This is a genomic window from Pseudomonas sp. R15(2017), from assembly GCF_002112685.1.
Classification (GTDB): Bacteria; Pseudomonadota; Gammaproteobacteria; order Pseudomonadales; family Pseudomonadaceae; genus Aquipseudomonas; species Aquipseudomonas glycinae.
In genome coordinates, this window is sequence record NZ_NEII01000015.1 from 73,193 (window position 1) to 99,492 (window position 26,300).

The window sequence follows — 26,300 nt, forward strand, 5'->3', positions numbered from 1 at the left end:
CTTGATGAATAATCCGGACAAAAGCAAAACATTATTGCCATACAGGGATAATCCCCATGTCCGAAAACCGCTGGGAAGGCATCGACGAGTTCGTCGCCGTTGCCGAATGCAGCCAGTTCACCGCGGCTGCCGAACGCCTGGGCGTTTCTTCCTCACACATCAGTCGACAAATCGTACGGCTGGAAGAGCGTCTGCAGACGCGTTTGCTGTATCGCAGTACCCGGCGCGTGACCCTGACCGAGGCCGGCCAGACCTTTCTGCAACATTGTCAGCGTCTGCAGGACGGTCGCGAAGAAGCACTGCGCGCGGTCGGCGATCTGACCAGCGAGCCCAAAGGCATGCTGCGCATGACCTGCGCCGTGGCCTATGGCGAACGCTTCATCGTGCCGCTGGTGACCCGGTTCATGGGGCACTACCCGCAACTGCGCATCGATATTGAACTGACTAACCGGCAACTCGATCTGGTACATGAAGGCCTGGACCTGGCGATCCGTCTTGGCCGACTTCAGGATTCCCGGCTGGTGGCGACTCGCCTTGCACCGCGACGCATGTATCTGTGTGCATCGCCTTCGTACCTTGAACGGTACGGACGCCCACACAGTTTGTCGGAACTGGGACGGCACAATTGCCTGATCGGCAGCTCGGACATCTGGCAGCTTGAACAAAACGGGCGGGAATTTTCCCAGCGGGTACAGGGAAACTGGCGCTGCAACAGTGGGCAAGCGGTGCTGGATGCGGCGCTACAAGGCGTCGGACTGTGCCAGTTGCCGGACTATTACGTGCTGGAACATCTGCACAGCGGTACGTTGGTTTCTTTGTTGGAGACGCATCAACCGCCGAATACGGCGGTGTGGGCGCTGTACCCGCAGCAGCGGCACTTGTCGCCCAAGGTGCGCAAACTGGTGGATTTTCTCAAGGAAGGTTTGGCCGAACGGCCGGAATATCGGACTTAACGACGATTGGCCCAGCGCTGACGCAACCATTCGAGGTCTTCCGGGCGGGTCACTTTCAGGTTATCCGCACGGCCTTCGATCAGGCGCGGTGCCAACCCGGCCCACTCCATCGCCGAAGCTTCATCAGTGATCACGGCATCCGCCACCAGACTGTCCGCCAGTGCGCGGTGCAAGGCACCGAGGCGGAACATCTGCGGCGTGTACGCTTGCCAAATCACGCTGCGATCGACGGTTTCCACCACACGACCGTGCTTGTCGACCCGCTTGAGAGTGTCCTTCGCCGGCACAGCCAGCAAACCACCGACCGGATCGTTCGTCAGCTCAGCGAGCAATTTGTCGAGATCGTCACGGCTCAGGTTCGGCCGCGCCGCATCGTGCACCAGCACCCAGTCTTCATCGTCGGCACCTTGCGCATGCAGATGCAGCAAGGCGTTGAGCACCGATCCGGAGCGTTCGGCGCCACCGTCGACCCGCTGAATTCGCGAATCACTGGCGCTGGCCAGGTTCGGCCAATAAGGATCATCGACGGCAAGACTGACCACCAGGCCCTTGAGGCTCGGGTGATCGAGGAAACAGCCGAGGCTGTGTTCGAGAATTGTGCGCCCGCCCAGTTGCAGGTATTGCTTGGGACGGTCCGCGGCCATTCGGGCACCGACGCCCGCGGCAGGAATCACGGCCCAGAAGGCCGGCAGGGAATCGATCATTGGGCCAACTGGTAAAGGGTTTCGCCGTCCTTGACCATGCCCAATTCGTGACGAGCCCGCTCTTCAACGGTCTCCATGCCTTTCTTCAACTCGCTGACTTCAGCGTCCATCACTCGGTTGCGCTCCAGCAAGGCTTCGTTCTCGGCGTGTTGATCAGCAATTTGCTGATTCAGTTCGGCGACTTGCGCCAGACTGCCATTGCCCACCCACAGGCGGTACTGCAGACCGGCCAGCAGCAAGAGCAAGACGAGAAACAACCAGTAAGGACTGCGCATCGAATATCAGGTATCCAGTGAAAAAAGACAGCCACACAAAAACTTTGAAGCATCTGATAGCACGAAGCCTGGAATATCCAGGCTTGTGCATATAAGGCATCAGATTAGTGGCAAATCCATCGCTGTCACGACTTTTCCGACACAATCCGGTGTCTTTCTATCATTTACTGCTCAGCCGCGAAACTCGCTGCGACCGTTGTACTTGGCCTTGCCATTCAACTGCTCTTCGATACGCAGCAGTTGGTTGTACTTGGAAACGCGGTCGGAACGGCACAGCGAACCGGTCTTGATCTGGCCAGCCGAAGTACCCACGGCCAGGTCGGCAATGGTCGAATCTTCGGTTTCGCCCGAACGGTGCGAGATCACGGCGGTGTAACCGGCAGCCTTGGCCATCTGGATGGCTTCCAGGGTTTCGGTCAGGGTACCGATCTGGTTGAACTTGATCAGGATCGAGTTGGCGATCTTTTTATCGATGCCTTCTTTCAGGATCTTGGTGTTGGTCACGAACAGGTCGTCGCCGACCAGTTGGGTCTTCTCGCCGATCTTGTCGGTGAGGATCTTCCAGCCAGCCCAGTCGGACTCGTCCAGACCGTCTTCGATCGAGATGATCGGGTAACGCTCGGTCAGACCTTTGAGGTAGTCGGCGAAACCTTCAGCGGTGAACACCTGGCCTTCGCCGGACAGGTTGTACTTGCCGTCTTCGAAGAATTCGCTGGCCGCGCAGTCCAGAGCCAGGGTCACGTCGGTGCCCAGCTTGTAACCAGCGTTGGCGACTGCTTCGGAGATCACTTTCAGTGCGTCTTCGTTGGACGCCAGGTTCGGCGCGAAACCGCCTTCGTCACCGACGGCAGTGCTCAGGCCACGGGCCTTCAGCACGGCTTTGAGGTGATGGAAAATCTCGGTACCCATGCGCAGACCTTCCGAGAAGGACTTGGCGCCAACCGGCTGAACCATGAATTCCTGGATGTCGACGTTGTTGTCGGCGTGTTCGCCACCGTTGATGATGTTCATCATCGGAACCGGCATCGAGTACACACCCGGGGTGCCGTTCAGATTGGCGATGTGAGCGTACAGCGGCAGGTCCTGATCCTGTGCAGCCGCCTTGGCCGCAGCCAGGGACACGGCGAGGATGGCGTTGGCGCCCAGGGTCGCTTTGTTTTCGGTACCGTCGAGCTTGATCATCGCGTGATCCAGCGCTTTCTGGTCGCTTGGGTCGGTGCCCAGCAGCAGATCGCGGATCGGACCGTTGATGTTGGCTACCGCCTTGAGCACGCCCTTGCCCAGGTAACGGCTCTTGTCGCCATCACGCAGCTCGAGCGCTTCACGCGAGCCAGTGGATGCACCGGACGGCGCACAGGCGCTGCCGATGATGCCGTTGTCGAGAAGCACGTCCGCTTCCACGGTGGGATTGCCACGGGAGTCGAGAACTTCACGACCTTTGATGTCGACGATTTTTGCCATTGTTGTAAACACTCCAAAGTTGACGAAAACGACGCAGCTAGAGGAAATCTTTTTACCGTCGGCAAGTGGTGTGCAGCGGGCAGCTTGCAGACGACAACGCTCATACCCGAGGGCATGAGCGACAAATCGTGCGGTACTTTACCGGAGAATTGAGGTTTACGCGGTTTCTACCGTCGGAAAACTCTTCACCAGTTCGTCCAGGGCTTTGAGCTGGGCCAGGAATGGCTCCAGTTTGTCCAGACGCAAGGCGCAAGGGCCGTCGCATTTGGCGTTGTCCGGATCCGGGTGCGCTTCGAGGAACAGCCCCGCCAGCGACTGGCTCATGCCAGCCTTGGCCAGGTCGGTGACCTGGGCGCGGCGACCGCCGGCGGAGTCGGAACGACCGCCAGGCATTTGCAGCGAATGGGTCACGTCGAAGAATACCGGGTACTCGAACTGCTTCATGATGCCGAAGCCGAGCATGTCAACCACGAGGTTGTTGTAGCCGAAGCTCGAACCACGTTCGCAGAGGATCAACTGATCGTTACCCGCTTCCACGCACTTGTTCAGGATGTGTTTCATTTCCTGAGGCGCGAGGAACTGGGCTTTCTTGATGTTGATCACTGCGTTGGTCTTGGCCATCGCGACGACCAGATCGGTCTGGCGCGACAGGAAGGCCGGCAGCTGGATGATGTCGCAGACCTCGGCGACGACCGCAGCCTGGTCAGGCTCGTGGACGTCGGTGATGATCGGCACGCCGAAGGCTTGTTTGATGTCCTGGAAGATGCGCATGCCCTCTTCCAGGCCAGGACCGCGATAGGAGGTCACAGAAGAACGGTTGGCCTTGTCGAAGCTGGCCTTGAACACGTAAGGGATACCGAGTTTTTCGGTGACCTTCACGTACTCTTCGCAAACCTGCATGGCCATGTCACGGCTTTCCAGCACGTTCATGCCGCCGAACAGCACCATGGGTTTATCGTTGGCAATCTCGATGTCGCCGACGCGGATGATCTTCTGTGCCATCGGGGTTACGCCTTCTTCTGGTGTTGAGCCAATGCCGCTTTGACGAAGCCGCTGAACAGCGGATGGCCATCGCGTGGCGTCGAGGTGAACTCAGGGTGGAACTGGCAAGCGACGAACCATGGATGATCCGGTGCTTCGACCACTTCAACCAGCGCTGCATCGGAAGAACGACCGGAAATCTTCAGGCCGGCCTCGATGATTTGCGGCAGCAGGTTGTTGTTCACTTCGTAACGGTGACGGTGACGCTCGACAATCACATCCTTGCCGTAGCAGTCGTGCACCTTGGAGCCGGCTTCGAGCAGGCATTCCTGAGCGCCGAGGCGCATGGTGCCGCCCAGGTCGGACGCTTCGGTACGCACTTCAACGGCACCGGTGGCGTCTTCCCACTCGGTGATCAGACCGACAACCGGGTGGCCGCTGGCACGATCGAACTCGGTGGAGTTGGCGTCTTTCCAGCCCAGCACGTTACGGGCGAACTCGATGACCGCCACTTGCATGCCCAGGCAGATACCCAGGTACGGAACCTTGTTTTCACGAGCGTACTGAACGGCGGTGATCTTGCCTTCCACGCCTCGCAGACCGAAGCCGCCCGGTACGAGGATCGCGTCGACGCCTTCCAGCAGCGCGGTGCCCTGGTTTTCGATGTCTTCGGAATCGATGTAGCGCAGGTTGACCTTGGTGCGGTTGGTGATGCCGGCGTGACTCATCGCCTCGATCAGCGACTTGTAGGCGTCCAGCAGCTCCATGTACTTGCCGACCATCGCGATGGTGACTTCGTGCTCCGGGTTCAGCTTGGCATCGACAACCTTTTCCCACTCGGACAGGTCGGCGCCATTGCATTGCAGGCCGAAACGCTCGACGACGAAATCGTCCAGACCCTGAGCGTGCAGCACGGCCGGGATCTTGTAGATGGTGTCGACGTCTTCCAGGGAGATCACCGCACGCTCTTCAACGTTGGTGAACAGCGCGATCTTGCGACGCGACGACACATCCACCGGATGGTCGGAGCGGCAGATCAGCACGTCTGGCTGCAGACCGATCGAACGCAGCTCTTTTACGGAGTGCTGGGTCGGCTTGGTCTTGGTCTCGCCCGCAGTGGCGATGTACGGAACCAGGGTCAGGTGCATCAGCATCGCGCGCTTGGAACCGACTTCCACACGCAACTGGCGGATGGCTTCGAGGAACGGTTGCGATTCGATGTCGCCAACGGTACCGCCGATTTCCACCAGGGCCACGTCGGCATCGCCGGCGCCCTTGATGATGCGACGCTTGATTTCGTCGGTGATGTGCGGAATCACCTGGATGGTTGCACCCAGGTAGTCACCACGGCGCTCTTTGCGCAGCACGTGCTCGTAGACACGGCCGGTGGTGAAGTTGTTGTTCTGGGTCATGGTCGTGCGGATGAACCGCTCGTAGTGGCCCAGGTCCAGGTCGGTCTCGGCGCCGTCGTGGGTGACGAACACTTCACCGTGCTGGAACGGGCTCATGGTGCCCGGGTCGACGTTGATGTACGGATCCAGCTTCAGCATGGTGACCTTAAGCCCCCGCGCCTCCAGGATGGCCGCCAATGAAGCCGATGCAATGCCTTTCCCCAAAGAAGAAACAACACCGCCCGTGACGAATATGTAGCGCGTCATGAAAAACCCTAGAAGTCTGCGTTAAAGCGGTCCGAGCCGCCGGGGAAAGCGAAGGAAGGCCGAAGCCCCCGATCACCTGCATTAATCACAGTGCACCTTTCAAAAAAACCGCCGCGTTGGGACAGACCGGAAGTGAAAACACCGGTACGTTGCTCGCTACACATTTTTTGGAATCGCCCAGCAAAGACTGCTTGGTAATCGGCAACTCCTGCAATTCAGGCGAATCCACAGAAGTTGTATCAAGAAGGGAGCGTAGTCTACCGGAATGCCCCCTTCATCTCAAACCTTGATCTTCGTCAGAAGGCTGCCAATGCAATCGCCAGCCCTCCAGCGCATTGCCGTCGAGCCCCGGCAGGTTCGCCACGGCGAGCAATTCCTTACCGCGAAACAGCAGCGGCAATCTGCCACGCACGAAGCCCGGCACCGCGCGCTCATTGAGCAGGCGCTTGAGATCACGATGACCGCGATCCTCCAGATGCATCACCTCGCCGCCCTGCCGATAGCGGATTTGCAGCGGCCCGACGGGAGTCTGACCGCTGAACATGACACGTCCGTTATCGGGCAAGCGTAGCGCCAGCGATGGCTCGTGCCAGTCGCCGCTGACTACCGGCGCGCGCAACCATTGCCCGCTGAGCCACCACAGGCGACCGGCGCTTCGGTGCAGCTCGCCATCCGCCAGACGCCAGATCGGCGAGGCATCGCTACCGGCGTCCCGCAGATCCGTCCAACCCGACCAATGGTCGGTATCCGGCAGTCGGGTCAACGGCTCAAGCCAGTGGCTGAGTGCATTTCGCTGACGGGCATCGGACAACCCTGCGATGGCCGAAAACTCCAGTGACGGCAATCCCGACCACTCGAACTCAGCGGGCAATTTCGCAGTAGCCAGATCGATTTGCGCCAGCTCATCGAGCAAACCTTGCGCCTCACGCAGATGCGCCGCGCTGCGGGCCATGCTGGCGTGCGCCTGAGGCCAGCGACCGCTCAGCAACGGCAGAACCTGATGCCGTAGATAGTTGCGCGAAAACTGTCGATCCTGATTCGAAGGGTCCTCGACCCAGCGCAGGCCGTGGTCCTGCGCATAGGCTGCCAGCTCGGCACGCGTGACGTCGAGCAACGGCCGAACCAGACTGCCCTGCCCCAGCGCTCGCTGGACTGGCATGCCTGAGAGACCTCTGACCCCGGCGCCACGCAACAGCCGGAACAACAGTGTTTCAGCCTGATCGTCGCGATGCTGCCCGGTCAGCAGCACATCCTCGGCCTGGGTCGCCGCAATGAACGCTGCGTAGCGCGCATCCCGCGCCGCCCGCTCCAGACTCGCCCCCGGCGGCACCTGCACACGCACCACTTGCAACGGCACCGCCAGCTCATCGCAGACAGCCTGACAATGCGCCGGCCACGCGTCGGCCACAGCCTGAAGGCCGTGATGGACATGGATGGCGCTTAGCGCCGGAATGGATTGGGTTTTGGCGAGTTTGGCCAGGAGGTGCAGCAGAACGGTGGAATCGAGGCCACCGGAGAAGGCGATGCGCCAATGGGAAGCACCGAGCCAGGGCTTGAGATTGCGCAGAAGCCTGGAAGGCAAATCAATCGAGGGCTGACCCATTTTTCTACCTTTTCACAAACCAAATGTGGGAGCGGGCTTGCTCGCGAAAGCGCTGAAACAGCCAACACAGTCGTTGAATGTTACATCGCATTCGCGGGCAAGCCCGCTCCCACAGTGTTTTGCATTGTCAGCCAGAACGGCGTTCGATCAGAGACCGTAGCTCATCAGACGATCGTAACGACGCTTGAGCAGCGCTTCGTTGTCGAACTTCTTCAGCATCGCCAGTTGCGAGCTCAGCTCGGCGCGGATCGAGGCCGCAGCGGCGGCCGGATCACGGTGGGCGCCGCCCAGAGGCTCGCTGATCACCTTGTCGACGATGCCCAGGCCTTTCAGACGCTCGGCGGTGATGCCCATCGCCTCGGCAGCATCCGGCGCCTTCTCTGCGGTTTTCCACAGAATCGAAGCGCAACCTTCCGGCGAGATCACCGCGTAGGTCGAGTACTGCAGCATGTTCAACTGGTCGCACACACCGATTGCCAGTGCACCACCGGAACCACCTTCACCAATCACGGTGGCGATGATCGGGGTTTTCAGGCGAGCCATGACACGCAGGTTCCAGGCAATCGCTTCGCTCTGGTTGCGCTCTTCGGCGTCGATCCCGGGGTAGGCGCCCGGGGTATCGATGAAGGTCAGGATCGGCATCTTGAATCGCTCGGCCATTTCCATCAGGCGGCAAGCCTTGCGGTAGCCTTCCGGACGCGGCATGCCGAAGTTGCGGCGTACCTTTTCACGTACTTCACGGCCCTTCTGGTGACCGATCACCATCACTGGCTGGTCTTCCAGACGTGCCACGCCGCCCACAATGGCCGCGTCGTCGGAGAAGTGACGGTCACCGTGCAGTTCGTCGAACTCGGTGAAGATGTGGTCGATATAGTCCAGGGTGTAAGGACGTTTCGGGTGACGCGCCAGACGTGCGATCTGCCAGCTGGTCAGCTTGCCGAAGATGTCTTCGGTGAGCGTCTTGCTCTTGTCCTGCAGGCGGGAGATCTCATCGCCGATATTCAGCGAATTGTCATTACCGACCAAGCGCAACTCTTCGATCTTGGCTTGCAGGTCGGCGATCGGCTGTTCGAAATCTAGAAAATTCGGGTTCATAGGCGTCCGTCTTGGGTCGTGTCCCAAATGAGCTTGGGCCGGCCGGTTGTCTATTCGCGCCCTACCTTAAGGGAGAGGCGCGCTGAGGTCGAGATTAAAAATTCAGGTTGTGGGCAGGCGCTTTGATGGCACCTCCCGGTCAACGGTATTGGAGGAAGACGTTGTCTCGCCCGAACTGGTCACGCAGGGCTTGAATCAAGGCATCCGCCGGGTCGATCCGCCAGGTCTCGCCAAACTGCAGCAAGGTCTTGGCGTCGGGGCTGGTGTATTCCATGGTGATCGGGCACGCCCCGCGATGACGCTTGAGCAAATCACCCAACCAGCGTAGCTGATCGCCTTTCAGGTCCTGGGTCTGCAACTTCAGGCGCAGGCTCTCGGCCAGGTTGGTGCGCGCATCTTCCATGCTCATCACCCGCTTGACCCGCAGCCGCAGGCCGCCGGAGAAGTCGTCGTTGCTGACCTCGCCTTCGACCACCACCATCGCATCGGTCTGAAGCAGCGACTGTGCGGAGTGGAACGCATCGGCGAACAGCGAAGCCTCGATACGCCCGGAGCGGTCGTCGAGGGTGATGAAGCCCATCTTGTCGCCCTTTTTGTTCTTCATCACCCGCAGGGCGATGATCATCCCCGCCACGGTCTGGGTATCCCGGGCCGGTTTCAGGTCGATGATGCGCTGACGGGCGAAACGGCGGATTTCGCCTTCGTACTCGTCGATCGGGTGACCGGTCAGGTACAGGCCCAAGGTGTCTTTTTCACCTTTGAGCCGCTCTTTGAGGGTCAGCTCTTTCGCCTTGCGATGAACCGCGTAAACGTCCGCGTCTTCCTCGACGAACAGCCCGCCAAACAGGTCGGCGTGGCCACTGTCGCGGGTGCGCGCGGTCTGCTCGGCCGACTTGATCGCCTCTTCCATCGCCGCCAGCAGCACGGCGCGGTTGCGGTCGATGTTGGCCTGATAAGCCTTTTGTTCGTCGTGGAAATACGGGCCGAGGCGATCCAGCGCACCGCTGCGGATCAGTCCGTCCAGCGTGCGCTTGTTGATACGTTTGAGGTCGACCCGGGCGCAGAAGTCGAACAGGTCCTTGAACGGACCGGCCTGACGGGCCTCGGTGATTGCTTCCACCGGGCCCTCACCGACGCCTTTGATCGCGCCCAGGCCGTATACGATGCGGCCCTCGTCGTTCACCGTGAACTTGAACTCCGAAGTGTTCACGTCCGGCGCGTCGAGGCGCAGCTTCATCGTGCGCACTTCCTCGATCAAGGTCACGACCTTGTCGGTGTTGTGCATGTCCGCCGACAGTACCGCAGCCATGAACGGCGCCGGGTAGTGAGCCTTCAGCCAGGCAGTCTGATACGAGACCAGGCCGTAGGCGGCGGAGTGGGATTTGTTGAAGCCGTAACCGGCGAACTTTTCCACCAGGTCGAAAATGTTACCGGCCAGATCCGCGTCGATATTGTTCGACGCACAACCCTCAATGAAACCGCCGCGCTGCTTGGCCATTTCCTCGGGCTTCTTCTTACCCATCGCCCGACGCAGCATGTCCGCGCCACCGAGGGTATAACCGGCCATGACCTGGGCGATCTGCATCACCTGTTCCTGATACAGGATGATGCCGTAGGTCGGTGCCAGTACCGGCTGCAGGCCTTCGTACTGGTAATCCGGGTGCGGATACGCCAGTTCCGCGCGACCGTGCTTACGGTTGATGAAGTCATCCACCATGCCCGATTGCAGCGGCCCCGGACGGAACAGGGCCACCAGTGCGATCAAGTCTTCGAGGCAGTCGGGCTTGAGCTTTTTGATCAGCTCTTTCATCCCGCGGGATTCAAGCTGGAACACTGCGGTGGTTTCAGCTTTTTGCAGCAGCTGATAGGTCGGCTTGTCATCCAGCGGGATGAAAGCGATGTCCAGCGGCGGCTCGTTGACCTTGGCGCGGTCGCGGTTGATGGTCTTCAGCGCCCAGTCGATGATCGTCAGGGTCCGCAGACCGAGGAAGTCGAACTTCACCAGACCGGCCGCCTCGACGTCGTCCTTGTCGAACTGGGTCACCAGACCGTCGCCGGCCTCGTCGCAATAGATCGGCGAGAAGTCGGTCAGCTTGGTCGGCGCGATCACCACACCACCGGCGTGTTTACCGACGTTACGCACCACGCCTTCGAGCTTGCGCGCCATCTCCCAGATTTCCGCCGCTTCCTCATCGACCTTGATGAAATCGCGCAGGATTTCTTCCTGCTCGTAGGCTTTTTCCAGGGTCATGCCGACTTCGAACGGAATCATCTTCGACAGGCGATCCGCCAGGCCGAACGATTTGCCCTGGGCCCGCGCCACGTCGCGGACCACAGCCTTCGCCGCCATGGAACCGAAGGTGATGATCTGGCTCACCGCGTTGCGGCCGTACTTTTCGGCCACGTAATCGATCACCCGGTCGCGACCGTCCATGCAGAAGTCGACGTCGAAGTCGGGCATCGATACCCGTTCCGGGTTGAGGAAACGTTCGAACAGCAGGTCATATTCCAGCGGGTCGAGGTCGGTGATCTTCTGTACATAGGCCACCAGCGATCCGGCACCCGACCCCCGGCCTGGGCCCACCGGAACACCGTTGTTCTTGGCCCACTGGATAAAGTCCATCACGATCAGGAAGTAACCGGGGAACCCCATCTGGATGATGATATCCAGCTCGAAATTCAGCCGGTCGACGTAGACCTGACGCTTGGCCTCGTAATCCTCGGTGGTGTCCTTGGGCAGCAGCACGCTGAGGCGCTCTTCCAGACCATCGAACGAGACCTTGCGGAAATACTCGTCAATGGTCATGCCATCGGGAATCGGGTAATCCGGCAGGAAGTGCTTGCCCAGTTTCACGTCGATGTTGCATCGCTTGGCGATCTCGACGGTGTTCTCGATCGCATCGGGCAGGTCGCTGAACAGCTCGGCCATTTCCTCGGCGCTTTTCAGGTACTGCTGGTCGCTGTAGTTCTTGGATCGCCGTGGATCGTCGAGGGCCCGGCCCTCACCGATGCAGACACGGGTTTCGTGGGCGGCGAAGTCTTCCTGCTTGATGAAGCGTACGTCGTTCGTAGCTACCAACGGCGCGCCGAGCTTTTCGGCCAGGGCGACGGCACCGTGCAACTGCTCTTCGTCGTTCGGACGGTTGGTACGCTGAATTTCCAGATAGAAACGATCCGGGAACACCGCCATCCATTCGCGGGCCAGCGCCTCGGCTTCGGCGGGGTTGCCGCCGATCATGGCCATGCCGATCTCGCCTTCTTTGGCGGCGGACAGCATGATCAGGCCTTCGTTGGCCTCGGCGACCCACTCGCGCTCGATGATGACCATGCCGTTACGCTGACCGTCGATGAAGCCACGGGAAATCAGCTCGGTCAGGTTGCGATAGCCCTGGGCATTCATGACCAGCAGGCTGATCCGGCTCAGCGGCCCGTCCGGGTCCTTGTTCGACAGCCACAGGTCGGCGCCGCAGATCGGCTTGATCCCGGCACCCATGGCGTTTTTATAGAATTTGACCAGCGAACACATGTTGTTCTGGTCGGTCACCGCTACGGCCGGCATGCCCATGCCGGTCAGGGCCTTGACCAGCGGCTTGATCCGCACCAGCCCGTCGACCAGGGAGTATTCAGTGTGCAGGCGTAGATGAACGAATGAAGCCGGCATAGTGATCCTGTCCAGTTACATAGAGACAACAAGGCCCGGATTGTACCGGGCCCTGAACAAAACATCAGCCTTGCCGCTAAACCTGCGTCAGGCCTTCGAGCGCTTCATAAGCCTGCCGCACCGGGGCAAACGAACGCCGGTGAATCGGCGTCGGCCCGAGGCGTGACAGCGCTTCCAGATGAACGGGGGTCGGATAGCCTTTATGGCCGCCGATGCCGTAACCCGGGTAGATCAATTCGAACGCCGCCATCTCGCGGTCGCGGCTGACCTTGGCCAGAATCGATGCTGCTGCAATCGCCGGCACCTTGCCGTCGCCCTGCACCACGGCTTCGGAACGCATTGGCAGTTTCGGACAGCGGTTGCCGTCGATCATCGCCAGTTTCGGCTGGATGTGCAGGCCAGCGACCGCGCGCTGCATCGCCAGCATGGTGGCGTGAAGGATGTTCAGCTCGTCGATTTCTTCGACTTCGGCGCGGGCGATGCACCAACTGAGCGCCTTCTCGCAGATTTCGTCGTAGAGTTTCTCGCGCTTGGCTTCGGTGAGTTTCTTCGAGTCGTTGAGACCGAGGATCGGGCGATTCGGATCGAGGATAACCGCTGCCGTGACGACCGCGCCGCACAGCGGGCCACGACCGACTTCATCGACGCCGGCCACCAGTTCTTCGACTTCGGCGACCAGGGTGAAATCCAGGCCCATCTGCATGCTTGTCTTGCTCATCGTGTGTGCCCGATCAGGTTCAGAACGGCGTCAGCCGCCTGATTGGAAGCGTCCAGGCGCAGGGTGCGATGGATCTCGTCGAAGCCACGGGTCTGCTCTTCGCCACCATCGATCAATGGCGACAGGGTCTGGGCAAGTGCTTCAACCGTCGCATCATCCTGCAACAATTCCGGCACCAGCAATCGCTGGGCCAGCAAGTTCGGCAGGGACACGTACGGGCTCTTGACCATGCGTTTGAGAATCCAGAACGTCAGCGGCGCAAGACGATAGGCCACGACCATCGGGCGCTTGTACAGCAGCGCTTCCAGGGTCGCCGTGCCTGACGCGATCAGGACCGCATTGCACGCCGCCAGGGCCAGGTGAGATTGGCCATTGAGCAAGGTCACCGGCAGATCACGACCGGCCAGCAGCTCTTCGAGTTGGGCGCGACGCTCGGGGTTGGCGCAGGGTATGACGAAACGCACGCCCGGGCGCATGGCACGCAGGCGTTCGGCGGTATCGAGGAACAGCGCCCCCAGACGGCTGACTTCGCCGCCCCGGCTGCCGGGCATCAAAGCCACCAGCGGACCGTCCGGCAGACCGAGTTCGGCCCGCGCAGCAGAGCGATCGGCTTCCAGCGGAATGGTGTCGGCCAGCGTATGGCCGACGAACCGTACCGGTACGCCTTTCTCTTCGTAGAATCTGGCTTCGAACGGCAGCAGCGTGAGCATCAGGTCGCAGCCTTCGCGGATCTTCAGCACCCGCTTCTGCCGCCACGCCCACACCGACGGGCTGACGTAGTGCACGGTCTTGATTCCGGCCTGACGCAGCTTGAGTTCGATATTGAGGTTGAAATCCGGTGCGTCGATGCCGATGAACACATCCGGTTTTTCAGCGATGAGCGTGGCGATCAGATCCTTGCGGCGCTTGAGCAGTTCACGCAAGCGTCCCAGGACTTCCACCAGCCCCATGACCGACAGACGCTCCATCGGAAAATAGGAAGTCAGGCCTTCGGCCTGCATCAGCGGGCCGCCGACACCGATGAACTCCACCGCAGGGTGCTGTGCCTTGAGGGCACGCATCAGGCCTGCGCCCAGAATGTCACCGGAAGCCTCCCCCGCCACCAGCGCAATAAGCAGATTGGCCATGGTCAGCGGGTGATGCCGCGGGTCGACGACTGGATGGAGTCACGGAACACCGCGACCTCCGGGAACTGGGCGGACAGTTCGGCCAGCTCGGCCAATGCCTGCTCAACGGTCAGTCCCTGGCGATACACCGTTTTGTACGCACGGCGCAGGGCGTGGATGGCGTCTTCGCTGAAACCGCGACGGCGCATGCCCTCGAAGTTCATGCTACGCGCTTCGGCCGGGTTGCCAAATACGGTGACGAACGCCGGAACATCCTTGCCGATGGCCGTGCCCATGCCGGAAAAGCTGTGGGCACCAATGTGGCAATACTGATGCACCAGGGTGAAACCGGACAGGATCGCCCAGTCATCAACGTGCACATGGCCGGCCAGCGCAGTGTTGTTGACCAGAATGCAGTGGTTGCCGATGACGCTGTCATGTCCGATGTGGGCATAGGCCATGATCAGGTTGTGATCACCCAGGGTCGTTTCGGAACGATCCTGAACGGTGCCACGGTGAATCGTCACGCCTTCGCGGATGACGTTGTGGTCACCGATCACCAGGCGGGTTTCTTCGCCCTTGTATTTCAGGTCCGGCGTGTCTTCGCCTACCGAGGAAAACTGGTAGATGCGGTTGTGCTTGCCGATACGGGTCGGACCTTTGAGGATCACGTGTGGCCCGATGACCGTACCCTCGCCGATTTCCACACCTGCACCGATGATCGACCACGGGCCGACCTCGACGCCATCAGCCAGGACGGCCGATGGATCGATGATTGCGCGAGGGTCAATCAAACTCATAGCTTGCGTTCCGCACAGATGATTTCAGCCGAGCAGACCGGTTTGCCATCGACCGAAGCCTGGCATTCGAACTTCCAGATCTGACGCTTGCAACTGATGAACTTGGCTTCCAGGATCAACTGATCGCCCGGCAGCACTGGCTGGCGGAAACGCAGTTTGTCGGAGCCAACGAAGTAATAAAGGGTGCCGTCGGCCGGTTTCACGTCAAGCATCTTGAAACCGAGGATCCCGGCAGCCTGAGCCATGGCTTCGATGATCAGCACACCCGGCATGATCGGGTGCGCCGGGAAGTGACCGTTGAAGAACGGCTCGTTGATGCTGACATTCTTGTAGGCGCGAATGCGCTTGCCTTCCGTATCCAGCTCCACTACCCGATCCACCAGCAGGAACGGGTAACGGTGAGGCAGGTATTCGCGAATCTCGTTGATGTCCATCATTTCGGGGGGAAGCCTATGTAAAGATTGGGAGCGCGACTGACGCGCACTCCTCTAGCAAATCAAGGAGGCAGTCCAGAGGCTGTGCACACTTGATATGGAAATGGTATCAGCCTTCAGATGAAGCATTACCGTCGGGGGTCACTTCCCCGAACCGCTTTTCCAGCTGTTTCAAACGTCGCGCGATGTCATCGAGCTGACGAATACGGGCCGCGCTTTTGCGCCATTCGGCCGCAGGTTGCATGGCTGTGCCGGAAGAATAGGCACCCGGCTCGGTAATCGAGTGGGTCACCATGGTCATTCCGGTCAGGAATACGTTGTCGCAAATATCGATGTGCCCTACCAGGCCAACACCCCCGGCGAGCATGCAGTGCTTGCCGATTTTGGTGCTGCCGGAAATCCCCACGCATGCCGCCATGGCGGTGTGGTCACCGACCTGCACGTTGTGGGCGATCTGAATCTGGTTGTCGAGTTTCACGCCATTGCCGATCACGGTATCGGCCAACGCACCGCGGTCGATGGCGGTGTTCACGCCGATCTCCACATCGTCACCGATGGTCACGCCGCCGATCTGGGCGATCTTCTGCCAAACACCCTTCTCATTGGCAAAACCGAAGCCTTCACCGCCGAGCACGGCGCCGGACTGGATCACCACCCGCTTGCCGATCCGCACATCGTGATACAGCGTGACTCGCGGGGCCAGCCAGCCGCCCTCGCCGATTTCGCTGCGGGCTCCGACAACGCAATGCGCGCCGAGCGTCACGTCTGCACCGATTCGCGCACCGGCTTCGATCACCACGAAGGGACCGATACTGGCGCTCGGGTCGACCACGGCATCCTCGGCAATCACGGCCGTCGGATGGACGCCGGCAGCGGCCTTGGGTTTCGGATCAAACAGATGGGAAATGCGTGCGTAAGCCAGGTAAGGATCAGGCACCACCAGCGCATTACCGGCATAACCTTCCGCGTCGGCAGCCTTGAGCAACAGGGCTGCGGCTTGCGAGCCAGCCAGGTATTTACGGTATTGGGGGTTTGCCAGAAAGCTCAACTGAGCTGGGCCAGCCTCCTGCAAGGTGGCTAGCCCAGTGATTTGCTTCTCGGGGTCGCCACTCAGGGTGGCGCCGAGGAACTCGGCCAACTGGCCGAGCTTGATAGTCACGGTCATGGGTTACTTCAGCTGATTCATGCGCTCGATAACCTGGCGCGTGATGTCGTACTGAGGCTTGACATCGATCACTGCGCCACGCTCGAACACCAGGTCAAAACCACCTTTCTTGATGACTTCTTCCACTGCGCTATCCAGTTTCGGCTTCAGTTGCTTGAGCATTTCGCGGTCGGCAACGGCTTTTGCTTCATTCAGTTCCTTGGACTGGAACTGGAAGTCACGCGCCTTTTGCTTGAACTCAAGCTCCAGACGCTCGCGTTCGCCCTGCTGCATCTTGTCACCACCGGCCATCAGACGATCCTGAATACCCTTGGCGCTGCTTTCCAGTGTCTTGAGCTTGGTCAGTTGCGGGCCGAACTTTTTCTCCGCATCTACGGCGTACTTCTTGGCTGCGTCGGATTCCAGCAGTGCCATCTGATAGTTCAGAACGGCGATTTTCATGTCGGCAAATGCCGGGCCTGCCACCAGTACGGAGGCCAGGAGAACCAATTGAGTCAACTTACGCACGATGCACTCCTACAAAATCCATTGTCGTTGTCTTGGGTCAGACGCTTAGAACGTCTGGCCCAGGGAGAATTGGAACACTTGAGTTTCAGCTTCATCCGGTTTCTTGATCGGCATCGCCAGGGCAAAGCTCAGCGGGCCCAGCGCGGTGACCCAGGTCACACCGACACCGACGGAGCTGGCCATGTTGCTCAGACTGATGTCGTTGCACTTGGTGTTCGACGACGAGCCATTGGCGTTGGTAGTGTCCTTGCACTGCGAATCGAACACGTTACCCACATCCCAGAATACCGACGTACGCAGAGAGCGTTGATCCTTGACGAACGGTAGCGGGAACAGAACTTCCACGCCGCCCTGAATCAGGACATTGCCACCGAACGGCAGCGGGTCCTGGTCCGGGTCTACCGATGTACCCGGGTTGGTGCCACGGCTCGGGGTACTGCGCGGACCGAGCGTGCTGTCTTTAAAGCCACGTACCGAGTTGAAACCACCAGCATAGTAGTTTTCATAGAACGGCAAGCCGTCGGTCGAACCGTAGCCGTCACCATAGCCCAGCTCGGTGTGCAGACGCAGGGTGTAGTTTTCGCTGATCGGCTGGAACAACTGACCACGGTAGTCGAGCTTGTAGAACGACAGGTCGCTGCCTGGAATCGTGGTTTCCAGCGTCAAGCTCTGGGAACGGCCACGGGTTGGCAATACACCCTTGTTCAAGGTCGACTCGGACCAGCCGGCCGATGCCTTGAAGTTCAGGTAGTTATCACCTTCCTTGTTAACGAAGTCGAAAATCTCGTCAACGGTGTACTTACCGGTCTTGATCTTGTCCTGTTGAGCGGACAGACCAAAGGTCAATCGTGAAGTCTCGCTGATCGGGTAGCCCACGTTCACGCCGGCACCCAGGCTGTCGACCGCATAACTCGCTACGTCGACGTCGAGGTCTTTGTAGTCGGTGGTGCGGTAGAACGCGTTGTAACCCAGGCTCACGCCATCGGCGGTCCAGTAGGGGTCAACGTAGCCGAAGTTGTAGCGGCTCTGGTATTCGCTGCGGGTCAGACCGACGCTGACGCGGTTACCGGTACCGAGGAAGTTGTTCTGGGTGATCGAACCACCGAGGATCAGACCGGCGCTCTGGGCGAAACCGACGCTGGCAGTGATCGAACCGGAGGCCTGCTCTTCAACGCTGTAGTTCACGTCAACCTGGTCGTCGACACCTGGCACGGCCGGGGTTTCGACGTTGACCTCTTTAAAGAAGCCCAGACGCTCCAGACGGGTCTTGGACTGATCGATCAGGTAGGTTGAAGCCCAGCCACCTTCCATCTGACGCATTTCACGGCGCAGCACTTCGTCCTCGGACTTGGTGTTGCCACGGAAGTTAATGCGGTTGACGTAGGCACGCTTGCCCGGATCGACGGCAAACAGGATATCGACGGTGTGATCTTCGTCGTGCGGTTGTGGCACGCCGTTGACGTTGGCGAAGGTGTAACCCTCGTTGCCCAGACGACGGGTGATCAGTTCGGACGTGGTGGTCATCAGCTTGCGCGAGAACACCTGGCCTTTCTGCACCAGCAACAGGGATTTGACCTGGTCCTCAGGGACTTTCAGGTCACCGCTGAGCTTGACGTCACGAACAGTGTACTTCTCGCCTTCGTTGACGTTGACGGTGATGTAGACGTGCTTCTTGTCCGGGGTGATGGACACCTGGGTCGAAGCGATATCCATGTTGATATAGCCGCGATCCAGGTAGTAGGAACGCAGACGCTCCAGGTCACCGGACAGCTTTTCACGAGCGTACTTGTCGTCGTTCTTGAAGAACGACAGCCAGTTGGTGGTTTTCAGTTCGAACAGGTCGGTCAGGTCTTCCTCGGGGAAAACCGTGTTGCCCACCACGTTGATGTGCTGAATGGCGGCGACGGTGCCTTCGTTGATCTTCACTTTCAGGCCGACGCGGTTGCGCGGCTGCGACACCACTTCGGTATCGACGGTAGCCGAGTAACGACCTTGTGCAACGTATTGACGCTGCAGCTCGTTACGCACACCTTCAAGGGTCGCGCGCTGGAAGATCTCGCCTTCGGCCAGACCGGATTGCTTGAGGCCTTTCATCAGGTCTTCGGTGGAGATCGCCTTGTTGCCTTCGATCTCGATGCTGGCGACCGAGGGACGCTCGACGACAGTGATCACCAGGACGTTGCCTTCGCGGCCCAGCTGGATATCTTGAAAGAAACCGGTTTTGAACAACGCACGAGTGGATTCCACCAGGCGACGATCATCCGCCTGCTCGCCGACGTTCAACGGCAAGGCACCAAAGACGCTACCCGCGGAGACCCGCTGGAGGCCATTGACGCGAATATCAGAGATAGTGAAGGACTCGGCGTGAACTTCGGCGATCATCAATACGGTGAGAACCGCAGTTAGCAGCAGACGTTTCATGAAGTCCTTTCTTATTCCAACTGGCAATAAACAAACTGCCGCAAAATGCGGCAGATTCGCAATTCAGCGAAGCGTTACAGACGACCCAGATCGTTGACCAGAGCAAGCAACATCACTCCGACCACCAAGCTGATACCAATCTGTATCCCCCAACCTTGCACCCGATCCGACAAGGGACGACCACGCGCCCACTCGATCAGATAAAACAACAAATGCCCCCCATCCAGCACAGGAATGGGCAGCAAATTCAGAACCCCCAGGCTAATACTCAGATAAGCAAGGAAATTCAGGAAATCAGCGACGCCCGACTGGGCAGAAGCGCCCGCCACTTTAGCAATGGTTATCGGTCCACTCAAGTTTTTTACCGAGAGCTCGCCGAAGAGCATTTTCTTCAGTGAATCCAGCGTCAGGACGCTCATGGTCCAGGTACGACGGGCACCCTCACCAATCGCTGCCAAAGGACCGTAGCTGACCTCGCGAATCATTTCCGGTGGCCAGTCGACAGCCTTCACGCCCGCCCCCAGGTAACCGCTTGGCGACTTCTTCTCACCACGTGCAGCCAATGTCACAGGGACGTCGATTTGAACACCGTCGCGCTGGACGCGCAGCACGATTTTGGTATCAGGACGCGTACGAACGGTGTCGACCACCTGCTGCCAGTCATCCAGCGCCTTGCCATCGAGCGTCAGCAGACGGTCGCCGGTTTTCAGCCCGGCTGCCTGGGCCGGACCTTTCGGGTCGAGTTCGGCAAGAACTGGCGGCAACGCCGGACGCCAAGGGCGAATGCCGAGGGAGCGAATCGGATCCGGCTCGTCAGCCCCCTTGAGCCATTTATCGAGTGCCAGCTCACGCGGCGTATCAGCCGTGGAACCCTGCTCGCGCACCAGTAACTGCAGTGAACCGCTTTCGCCCAGACGCCGCACCAGTTGCAGATTGACCGCAGCCCAGCCCGAGGTCGGCTCACCGTCGATCGCGACGATTTCCTGACCGGCGCTCAGTCCAGCTGTCGCGGCGATGCTGCCGGGCTCGACAGAACCGATGACCGGGCGAATCTGCTCGCTGCCGAGCATGGCCAGCACCCAGAAAAACACCAGCGCCAGCAGAAAGTTGGCCACAGGGCCGGCCGCGACGATGGCAATGCGCTGACGTACGGACTTGCGATTGAATGACTGATGAAGCTGATCGGCCGGTACTTCGCCTTCGCGCTCATCAAGCATCTTGACGTAGCCACCCAGCGGAATGGCCGCGACCACGAACTCGGTGCCCTGTTTGTCATGCCAGCGCAGCAGCGGCATGCCGAAGCCCACGGAGAAACGCAGAACCTTGACGCCACAGCGACGCGCGACCCAGAAATGGCCGAATTCGTGAAAGGTGACCAGCACACCCAGAGCGATCAGGGTGCCGGCAATCATATAGAGCGCGCTCATCTACTTTCTCCGCAATCCTGTCCAGTGCCGCGTGAAGCCATCTGTTGCAAAACCTACCGGCCGTAACGAGTCAGCCACTGCCCGGCCAATGTACGGGCGGTTGCATCGGCGGTGAACACCGCATCGAGATCATCCAGCGCCACCACAGGCTCCAGATTCAAGACCTCCTCGATGATACTCGCGATTTCCAGGTAGCGAACCCGTCCGTCGAGAAACGCCGCAACCGCCACTTCATTCGCCGCATTGAGCATGGCCGGGGCGCTGTTTCCCGCCTCGGCCGCCTGCCGCGCAAGCCGCAGGCACGGGAAGCGCTCTTCGTCGGGCGCTTCGAAATCCAGGCGTGCTACAGCGAACAGATCCAGAGGCGCCACGCCCGAATCGATACGCTCCGGCCATGCCAATGCATTGGCAATCGGCGTGCGCATGTCGGGATTGCCCAGCTGCGCCAGCACCGAACCGTCCACATAGTCGACCAGTGAATGAATCACACTCTGCGGATGAATCACCACTTCAACTTGCGAAGGTCTGGCATCGAACAACCAGCAGGCTTCGATCAATTCGAGCCCTTTGTTCATCATGCTGGCCGAATCCACGGAAATCTTGCGCCCCATCGACCAGTTCGGGTGGGCACAGGCCTGGTCCGGTGAAACATGCGCCAATTCGGCCATTGGCGTCTGCCGGAAAGGACCACCGGAAGCTGTCAGCAAAATCCGACGAACCCCGACGTTACCCAGCCCGCGAGCAAAGTCCTGCGGCATGCACTGGAAAATTGCGTTGTGTTCGCTGTCGATCGGCAACAGGACCGAGCCGCTCTTGCGCACCGCCTGCATGAACAAGGCGCCGGACATGACCAGCGCTTCCTTGTTGGCCAGAAGAATCTTCTTGCCCGCCTCGACAGCCGCCAGAGTCGGGCGCAAACCCGCCGCGCCGACAATGGCCGCCATGACGGCATCCACCTCAGGCGCAGCAGCGACCTGACACAAGCCTTCCTCGCCAACCAGCACCTGCGTCGACAGGCCAGCGGCTCGTAAATCGTCCTGCAGGTTGCGGGCAGCACCGGCCTCCGGCACTACCGCATATTTGGGGAGATGGCGAACACACAGGGCAAACAGTTCGCTCAGACGGGTAAAACCGCTCAGGGCGAAAGCCTGATAACGATCCGGATGCCGAGCGATAACGTCCAGCGTACTCAGACCGATCGATCCGGTCGCGCCCAGGACGGTAATCTGCTGTGGGCGACTCACGATGCCGCCATCCACAACAGCACTGCAAAGACCGGGATCGCCGCCGTCAGGCTGTCGATGCGATCCAGCACGCCACCATGCCCCGGCAGCAGATTACTGCTGTCCTTGATGCCGGACTGGCGCTTGAACATGCTTTCGGTCAGATCACCCACCACAGAGATGAAGACAATCACCGCTGCACCGATCAACCCCTTGAACAGTTGCGCCACCGTCCAGTCACGGAACAGTGCGACCAGGGTGGTGATGACCAGGCTCAGCGCCAGACCGCCATACACGCCTTCCCAACTTTTGCCGGGACTGACTTGCGGCGCCAGCTTGCGCTTGCCGAATGCACGACCGGAGAAGTACGCCCCGATATCAGCCCCCCAGACCAGCACCATCACTGCCATGATCAACCAGTTACCGAGCGGGTACTGCTTGATCAGCACCAGCCCCTGCCAGGCAGGCAACAGAATCAGCAAGCCGATCACCAGTTTGCTGGCGGCACTGGACCAGCGCTCGCTGGAACGCGGATACGTCAGCACCAGCCAGGTCGCCAGTGCCCACCAGATTACCGAAGCACCCAGCACCCAAGGCGCCAGCCCCGGAAGGATGTACATGACAAACAGCATCAGCGCGACGACCGCCGCGTAGCCGACACGAAATGCCTGCGCGGTGAAACCGGCCAGACGCGCCCACTCCCAGGCACCCAGACTCACGACCAGCCCGATGAACAGAGCAAAGCCGGAACCTTCGAGCAGGAAAAAACCGCCCAGGGCGATCGGCAACAGAATCAGTGCAGTGATGATGCGTTGTTTAAGCATTAAACCCGGGCTCCAGCTTCGACCTGCTCACTCGTTTTACCGAAGCGACGCTGGCGCAAAGCGAAATCGGCCAGCGCATTGCGCATGGCTTCGTGTTTGAAGTCCGGCCAGAACAGGTCGGAGAAGTACAACTCGGCGTAAGCCAACTGCCACAAGAGGAAGTTGCTGATGCGATGCTCGCCGCCGGTGCGGATGCACAGGTCGGGCAACGGCAGATCACCAGTGACCAGACAGGTCTGCAGCAGATCCGGCGTGATGTCTTCCGGTCGCAGATGACCCGCCTGAACTTCACGCGCCAGACGCTGCGCCGCTTGCGCAATGTCCCACTGACCGCCGTAATTGGCGGCGATCTGCAGAATGAAGCGGTTGGCACCAGCGGTCATCGCTTCAGCCTCACGCATGGCTGCCTGAAGCTCGGGATGAAACCGCGTACGGTCGCCGATGATGCGCAGACTGATGTTGTTGTCGTTCAGGCGTTTGGCTTCACGACGCAGCGCCTTGAAGAACAGGTCCATCAAGGCGCTGACCTCGTCAGCCGGACGCTGCCAGTTTTCACTGGAAAAGGCGAACAGGGTGAGCACTTCGACCTTGGCCTCGGCACACACCTCGATCACCGCCCGCACAGCATCCACGCCAGCCTTATGCCCGGCGACACCCGGCATAAAGCGTTTTTTCGCCCAGCGATTATTGCCATCCATGATGATCGCGACATGGCGCGGCACCGTGGACGGCGCAGTCTGCTTGGTCTTGTCCATTTAAAACTCGACCCTTATACGGCCATCAGGTCTTTTTCTTTCTCGGCCAGCTTGGCGTCGATTTCAGCCACGAACTTCTTGGTCAGGTCGTCGATCTCGCCTGCGGCGCGACGCTCTTCGTCTTCGCTGATTTCCTTTTCCTTGACCAGATCCTTCAGGGAGCTGTTCGCATCGCGACGGATGTTGCGCACGGCAACACGGGCGTCTTCTGCCACGTCACGCGCCTGCTTGGTGAAACCGCGACGGGTTTCTTCGGTCAGGGCCGGCATGCTGATCAGCAGCAGCTCACCCAGATTGGTCGGGTTCAGGTTCAGACCCGCGCTACCGATAGCCTTGTCGACGGCGCCCAGCATGTTGCGCTCGAACGCAACGACTTGCAGCGTACGGGCATCCTTGACGGTGATGTTGGCCACTTGCTTGATCGGGGTATCAGCGCCGTAGTAAGGCACCATCACACCTTCCAGGATGCTTGGGTGTGCCTGACCGGTACGGATACGGCCGAAGTTGTGAGCCAGGGACTCAACGGATTTCGTCATGCGCTCTTTGGCGTCTTTCTTGATTTCGTTGATCATTGTTGGACTTCCTCGATCAGAGTGCCTTCAGCGCCACCATGCACGATGTTCAGCAGGGCGCCCGGCTTGTTCATGTTAAATACGCGCAGCGGCATCTTGTGATCGCGGCACAGGCAGATAGCCGTCAGATCCATTACACCCAGCTTGCGATCCAGCACTTCATCGTATGTCAGATGATCGAACTTCTCGGCATGCGGGTCTTTGAACGGGTCAGCGGTGTAGACGCCATCGACCTTGGTCGCCTTGAGCACGACGTCCGCGTCGATTTCAATGGCGCGCAGACAGGCTGCCGAATCCGTGGTAAAGAACGGATTGCCGGTACCGGCCGCGAAAATCACCACATCCTTGGAGTTCAGGTGGCGCATGGCCTTGCGACGGTCATAGTGGTCGGTCACGCCAACCATGGAAATGGCCGACATCACGATGGCCGAGATATTGGCACGTTCCAGCGCGTCGCGCATGGCCAGGGCGTTCATCACAGTGGCCAGCATGCCCATGTGGTCGCCCGTGACCCGATCCATGCCGGCCTTGCTCAGCGCTTCACCGCGGAACAGGTTGCCACCACCAATCACCAGACCGACCTGAACGCCGATACCGACCAGCTGGCCGACTTCCAGCGCCATGCGATCCAGCACTTTCGGATCGATCCCGAACTCTTCCGAGCCCATCAGGGCCTCGCCGCTAAGCTTGAGTAGAATGCGTTTATAGCGAGCCTGATAACCACTGCCCTGCTGAGCCATTGCGAATCTCTCCTGCGGCGTATTTTAAAAATTCTTTGCGAGCTGTTTACAGCTGGCGTTCACTCTAGCTTGGCGCTGCTTCAGCGCCATCGGAACATGGCTTTGTAAGTCAGTTCCAAGGGGAAACCAATTAAAAATTGATAACCCTATCTGAAAAGAGGCTGCGCGCGTGAGCGGGCAGCCTCTTTCGGGCGACAGTTGAAAAACTGTCTTATTGCTTGGCGGCAGCCAGCTGGGCAGCAACTTCTTCAGCGAAGTTGTCGACCGGCTTCTCGATGCCTTCGCCTACTTTGAAGTAGGTGAAGGAAACGATTTCAGCGCCGCCTTTCTTGGCCAGCTCGCCAACCTTGATTTCAGGGTTCTTGACGAACGCCTGCTCAACCAGGCTCGCTTCTGCCAGGAACTTGCTGATACGGCCCTTGACCATGTTCTCAACAATGTTTTCTGGCTTGCCTTTGATTTTTTCTTCGTTCAGCTGCAGGAACACAGCTTTTTCACGCTCAATCGCTTCGTCGGAGACTTGCGAAGGCAGCAGGAACTCAGGGTTGCTTGCAGCAACGTGCATCGCGATGTCTTTGGCCAGCTCGACGTCGCCGCCTTTCAGGACAACAGCAACACCGATCTTGTTGCCGTGCAGGTAGGTGCCGACGACGTCGCCTTCTACGCGCACCAGGCGACGAATGTTGACGTTCTCGCCTACTTTGGCAACCAGTGCTTCGCGAGCAGCTTCTTGAGCAGCGATCAGCGGAGCAGCGTCGGTCAGCTTGTCAGCGAATGCTTTGTCGACGCTGGCAGCAACGAAGTTTTTGAAGTCGTCCTGCAGAGCCAGGAAGTCGGTCTGCGAGTTGACTTCGATCAGAACGGCAGCCTTGCCGTCGTCCTTGATGGCGATAGCGCCTTCAGCGGCAACGTTGCCAGCTTTCTTGGCAGCCTTGATGGCGCCCGAAGCACGCATGTCATCAATGGCTTTTTCGATGTCGCCGCCAGCCTTTTCCAGGGCTTTCTTGCAATCCATCATGCCTTCGCCGGTACGCTCGCGCAGTTCTTTGACCAACGCTGCAGTAATTGCTGCCATTTTCAAATTCCTCTTGGATAGGTTTTCAACCATTCCACCCGATCGAACGGGCGTTCAATTCTTCCCGAACCTGTTTGTAGCCGCTGCACGTTACAGATGCTGTAGCTGCGCTGCCGACAGATGGTTTTCGAGGTGGCAAAAA

Annotated in this window: 23 protein-coding genes; 1 reads left to right on the top strand and 22 read right to left on the bottom strand. The window is 59.6% G+C overall.

From position 1 onward, the window contains the following. Positions 1 to 56: 56 nt before the first annotated feature. Entirely contained in the window at positions 57 to 953 is an 897-nt protein-coding gene (locus CAF77_RS25905; RefSeq protein WP_064379021.1) for a LysR substrate-binding domain-containing protein, read from the top strand. Here the strand turns inward: CAF77_RS25905 and ispD are convergent. From ispD to tsf, 22 genes are all read right to left on the bottom strand, one after another. Then, positions 950 to 1,657, bottom strand: coding sequence for a 2-C-methyl-D-erythritol 4-phosphate cytidylyltransferase (gene ispD, locus CAF77_RS25910; RefSeq protein ID WP_064379020.1), 708 nt, complete (start codon positions 1,655 to 1,657; stop codon positions 950 to 952). The two genes, CAF77_RS25905 and ispD, sit on opposite strands and share 4 nt — an antisense overlap. After that, entirely contained in the window at positions 1,654 to 1,932 is a 279-nt protein-coding gene (gene ftsB, locus CAF77_RS25915; protein WP_003222158.1) for a cell division protein FtsB, read from the bottom strand. Before ftsB ends, ispD begins: the two co-directional genes overlap by 4 nt. 171 nt (positions 1,933 to 2,103) lie before the next feature. Continuing rightward, entirely contained in the window at positions 2,104 to 3,393 is a 1,290-nt protein-coding gene (gene eno / locus CAF77_RS25920) for a phosphopyruvate hydratase (protein WP_007954808.1), read from the bottom strand. Positions 3,394 to 3,549: 156 nt separating this feature from the next. Beyond that, positions 3,550 to 4,395 (bottom strand): 3-deoxy-8-phosphooctulonate synthase, encoded by an 846-nt coding sequence (gene kdsA / locus CAF77_RS25925; RefSeq protein WP_007954807.1) that lies wholly within the window; start codon positions 4,393 to 4,395, stop codon positions 3,550 to 3,552. A 5-nt stretch (positions 4,396 to 4,400) separates the two neighbouring features. Then, complete coding sequence (locus tag CAF77_RS25930; RefSeq protein ID WP_011332696.1) at positions 4,401 to 6,032, bottom strand: CTP synthase; 1,632 nt, start codon at positions 6,030 to 6,032, stop codon at positions 4,401 to 4,403. Positions 6,033 to 6,306: 274 nt separating this feature from the next. Further along, positions 6,307 to 7,635 carry a tRNA lysidine(34) synthetase TilS gene (tilS, locus tag CAF77_RS25935; RefSeq protein WP_064379019.1) on the bottom strand — a complete coding sequence of 443 codons (1,329 nt, stop codon included), beginning with the start codon at positions 7,633 to 7,635 and terminating at the stop codon, positions 6,307 to 6,309. Between the two features lie 147 nt (positions 7,636 to 7,782). Beyond that, positions 7,783 to 8,730 carry an acetyl-CoA carboxylase carboxyltransferase subunit alpha gene (locus CAF77_RS25940; protein ID WP_064379018.1) on the bottom strand — a complete coding sequence of 316 codons (948 nt, stop codon included), beginning with the start codon at positions 8,728 to 8,730 and terminating at the stop codon, positions 7,783 to 7,785. A 139-nt stretch (positions 8,731 to 8,869) separates the two neighbouring features. Further along, complete coding sequence (gene dnaE, locus CAF77_RS25945) at positions 8,870 to 12,391, bottom strand: DNA polymerase III subunit alpha (protein ID WP_085655607.1); 3,522 nt, start codon at positions 12,389 to 12,391, stop codon at positions 8,870 to 8,872. Positions 12,392 to 12,467: 76 nt separating this feature from the next. Continuing rightward, complete coding sequence (rnhB, locus tag CAF77_RS25950; RefSeq protein WP_064379016.1) at positions 12,468 to 13,094, bottom strand: ribonuclease HII; 627 nt, start codon at positions 13,092 to 13,094, stop codon at positions 12,468 to 12,470. A gap of 11 nt (positions 13,095 to 13,105) precedes the next feature. Next, complete coding sequence (gene lpxB, locus CAF77_RS25955; RefSeq protein WP_064379015.1) at positions 13,106 to 14,236, bottom strand: lipid-A-disaccharide synthase; 1,131 nt, start codon at positions 14,234 to 14,236, stop codon at positions 13,106 to 13,108. A 2-nt stretch (positions 14,237 to 14,238) separates the two neighbouring features. Beyond that, positions 14,239 to 15,015 (bottom strand): acyl-ACP--UDP-N-acetylglucosamine O-acyltransferase, encoded by a 777-nt coding sequence (lpxA, locus tag CAF77_RS25960; RefSeq protein ID WP_064379014.1) that lies wholly within the window; start codon positions 15,013 to 15,015, stop codon positions 14,239 to 14,241. Continuing rightward, a complete protein-coding gene (fabZ, locus tag CAF77_RS25965; RefSeq protein WP_003222142.1) occupies positions 15,012 to 15,452 on the bottom strand; it encodes a 3-hydroxyacyl-ACP dehydratase FabZ in 441 nt (146 codons plus the stop codon). The genes lpxA and fabZ overlap by 4 nt, the downstream gene beginning before the upstream one ends. 106 nt (positions 15,453 to 15,558) lie before the next feature. After that, positions 15,559 to 16,614, bottom strand: a complete 1,056-nt coding sequence (gene lpxD, locus CAF77_RS25970; RefSeq protein WP_064379013.1) for a UDP-3-O-(3-hydroxymyristoyl)glucosamine N-acyltransferase — start codon at positions 16,612 to 16,614, stop codon at positions 15,559 to 15,561. Positions 16,615 to 16,617: 3 nt separating this feature from the next. Continuing rightward, positions 16,618 to 17,121 (bottom strand): OmpH family outer membrane protein, encoded by a 504-nt coding sequence (locus CAF77_RS25975; protein WP_003222140.1) that lies wholly within the window; start codon positions 17,119 to 17,121, stop codon positions 16,618 to 16,620. Positions 17,122 to 17,166: 45 nt separating this feature from the next. Further along, positions 17,167 to 19,542, bottom strand: a complete 2,376-nt coding sequence (gene bamA / locus CAF77_RS25980) for an outer membrane protein assembly factor BamA (RefSeq protein ID WP_064379012.1) — start codon at positions 19,540 to 19,542, stop codon at positions 17,167 to 17,169. A gap of 74 nt (positions 19,543 to 19,616) precedes the next feature. After that, positions 19,617 to 20,969, bottom strand: coding sequence for a sigma E protease regulator RseP (gene rseP, locus CAF77_RS25985; RefSeq protein ID WP_085655608.1), 1,353 nt, complete (start codon positions 20,967 to 20,969; stop codon positions 19,617 to 19,619). A 53-nt stretch (positions 20,970 to 21,022) separates the two neighbouring features. Beyond that, complete coding sequence (ispC, locus tag CAF77_RS25990; RefSeq protein WP_064384036.1) at positions 21,023 to 22,213, bottom strand: 1-deoxy-D-xylulose-5-phosphate reductoisomerase; 1,191 nt, start codon at positions 22,211 to 22,213, stop codon at positions 21,023 to 21,025. After that, positions 22,210 to 23,016, bottom strand: coding sequence for a phosphatidate cytidylyltransferase (locus tag CAF77_RS25995; RefSeq protein WP_011332686.1), 807 nt, complete (start codon positions 23,014 to 23,016; stop codon positions 22,210 to 22,212). The genes ispC and CAF77_RS25995 overlap by 4 nt, the downstream gene beginning before the upstream one ends. Next, positions 23,016 to 23,771 carry a polyprenyl diphosphate synthase gene (gene uppS, locus CAF77_RS26000; RefSeq protein WP_064379010.1) on the bottom strand — a complete coding sequence of 252 codons (756 nt, stop codon included), beginning with the start codon at positions 23,769 to 23,771 and terminating at the stop codon, positions 23,016 to 23,018. Before uppS ends, CAF77_RS25995 begins: the two co-directional genes overlap by 1 nt. 14 nt (positions 23,772 to 23,785) lie before the next feature. After that, complete coding sequence (gene frr, locus CAF77_RS26005; RefSeq protein ID WP_011332684.1) at positions 23,786 to 24,343, bottom strand: ribosome recycling factor; 558 nt, start codon at positions 24,341 to 24,343, stop codon at positions 23,786 to 23,788. Then, positions 24,340 to 25,083 (bottom strand): UMP kinase, encoded by a 744-nt coding sequence (pyrH, locus tag CAF77_RS26010; protein ID WP_011332683.1) that lies wholly within the window; start codon positions 25,081 to 25,083, stop codon positions 24,340 to 24,342. The genes frr and pyrH overlap by 4 nt, the downstream gene beginning before the upstream one ends. A 211-nt stretch (positions 25,084 to 25,294) precedes the next feature. Then, positions 25,295 to 26,158, bottom strand: coding sequence for a translation elongation factor Ts (gene tsf / locus CAF77_RS26015; protein WP_011332682.1), 864 nt, complete (start codon positions 26,156 to 26,158; stop codon positions 25,295 to 25,297). Between the last annotated feature and the right edge of the window lie 142 nt (positions 26,159 to 26,300).

Excerpts from the sequence above, each read along its gene's own strand:
- rnhB (WP_064379016.1), bottom strand. The coding sequence starts at position 13,094 with ATGCAGATGGGCCTGGATTTCACCCTGGTCGCCGAAGTCGAAGAACTG.
- tilS (WP_064379019.1), bottom strand. The coding sequence starts at position 7,635 with ATGGGTCAGCCCTCGATTGATTTGCCTTCCAGGCTTCTGCGCAATCTC.
- fabZ (WP_003222142.1), bottom strand. The coding sequence starts at position 15,452 with ATGATGGACATCAACGAGATTCGCGAATACCTGCCTCACCGTTACCCG.
- lpxA (WP_064379014.1), bottom strand. The coding sequence starts at position 15,015 with ATGAGTTTGATTGACCCTCGCGCAATCATCGATCCATCGGCCGTCCTG.
- pyrH (WP_011332683.1), bottom strand. The coding sequence starts at position 25,083 with ATGGCTCAGCAGGGCAGTGGTTATCAGGCTCGCTATAAACGCATTCTA.
- lpxB (WP_064379015.1), bottom strand. The coding sequence starts at position 14,236 with ATGGCCAATCTGCTTATTGCGCTGGTGGCGGGGGAGGCTTCCGGTGAC.
- bamA (WP_064379012.1), bottom strand. The coding sequence starts at position 19,542 with ATGAAACGTCTGCTGCTAACTGCGGTTCTCACCGTATTGATGATCGCC.
- CAF77_RS25930 (WP_011332696.1), bottom strand. The coding sequence starts at position 6,032 with ATGACGCGCTACATATTCGTCACGGGCGGTGTTGTTTCTTCTTTGGGG.
- ftsB (WP_003222158.1), bottom strand. The coding sequence starts at position 1,932 with ATGCGCAGTCCTTACTGGTTGTTTCTCGTCTTGCTCTTGCTGCTGGCC.
- CAF77_RS25905 (WP_064379021.1), top strand. The coding sequence starts at position 57 with ATGTCCGAAAACCGCTGGGAAGGCATCGACGAGTTCGTCGCCGTTGCC.
- lpxD (WP_064379013.1), bottom strand. The coding sequence starts at position 16,614 with ATGACCGTGACTATCAAGCTCGGCCAGTTGGCCGAGTTCCTCGGCGCC.
- tsf (WP_011332682.1), bottom strand. The coding sequence starts at position 26,158 with ATGGCAGCAATTACTGCAGCGTTGGTCAAAGAACTGCGCGAGCGTACC.
- CAF77_RS25940 (WP_064379018.1), bottom strand. The coding sequence starts at position 8,730 with ATGAACCCGAATTTTCTAGATTTCGAACAGCCGATCGCCGACCTGCAA.
- kdsA (WP_007954807.1), bottom strand. The coding sequence starts at position 4,395 with ATGGCACAGAAGATCATCCGCGTCGGCGACATCGAGATTGCCAACGAT.
- uppS (WP_064379010.1), bottom strand. The coding sequence starts at position 23,771 with ATGGACAAGACCAAGCAGACTGCGCCGTCCACGGTGCCGCGCCATGTC.
- eno (WP_007954808.1), bottom strand. The coding sequence starts at position 3,393 with ATGGCAAAAATCGTCGACATCAAAGGTCGTGAAGTTCTCGACTCCCGT.
- frr (WP_011332684.1), bottom strand. The coding sequence starts at position 24,343 with ATGATCAACGAAATCAAGAAAGACGCCAAAGAGCGCATGACGAAATCC.
- CAF77_RS25995 (WP_011332686.1), bottom strand. The coding sequence starts at position 23,016 with ATGCTTAAACAACGCATCATCACTGCACTGATTCTGTTGCCGATCGCC.
- dnaE (WP_085655607.1), bottom strand. The coding sequence starts at position 12,391 with ATGCCGGCTTCATTCGTTCATCTACGCCTGCACACTGAATACTCCCTG.
- rseP (WP_085655608.1), bottom strand. The coding sequence starts at position 20,969 with ATGAGCGCGCTCTATATGATTGCCGGCACCCTGATCGCTCTGGGTGTG.
- ispD (WP_064379020.1), bottom strand. The coding sequence starts at position 1,657 with ATGATCGATTCCCTGCCGGCCTTCTGGGCCGTGATTCCTGCCGCGGGC.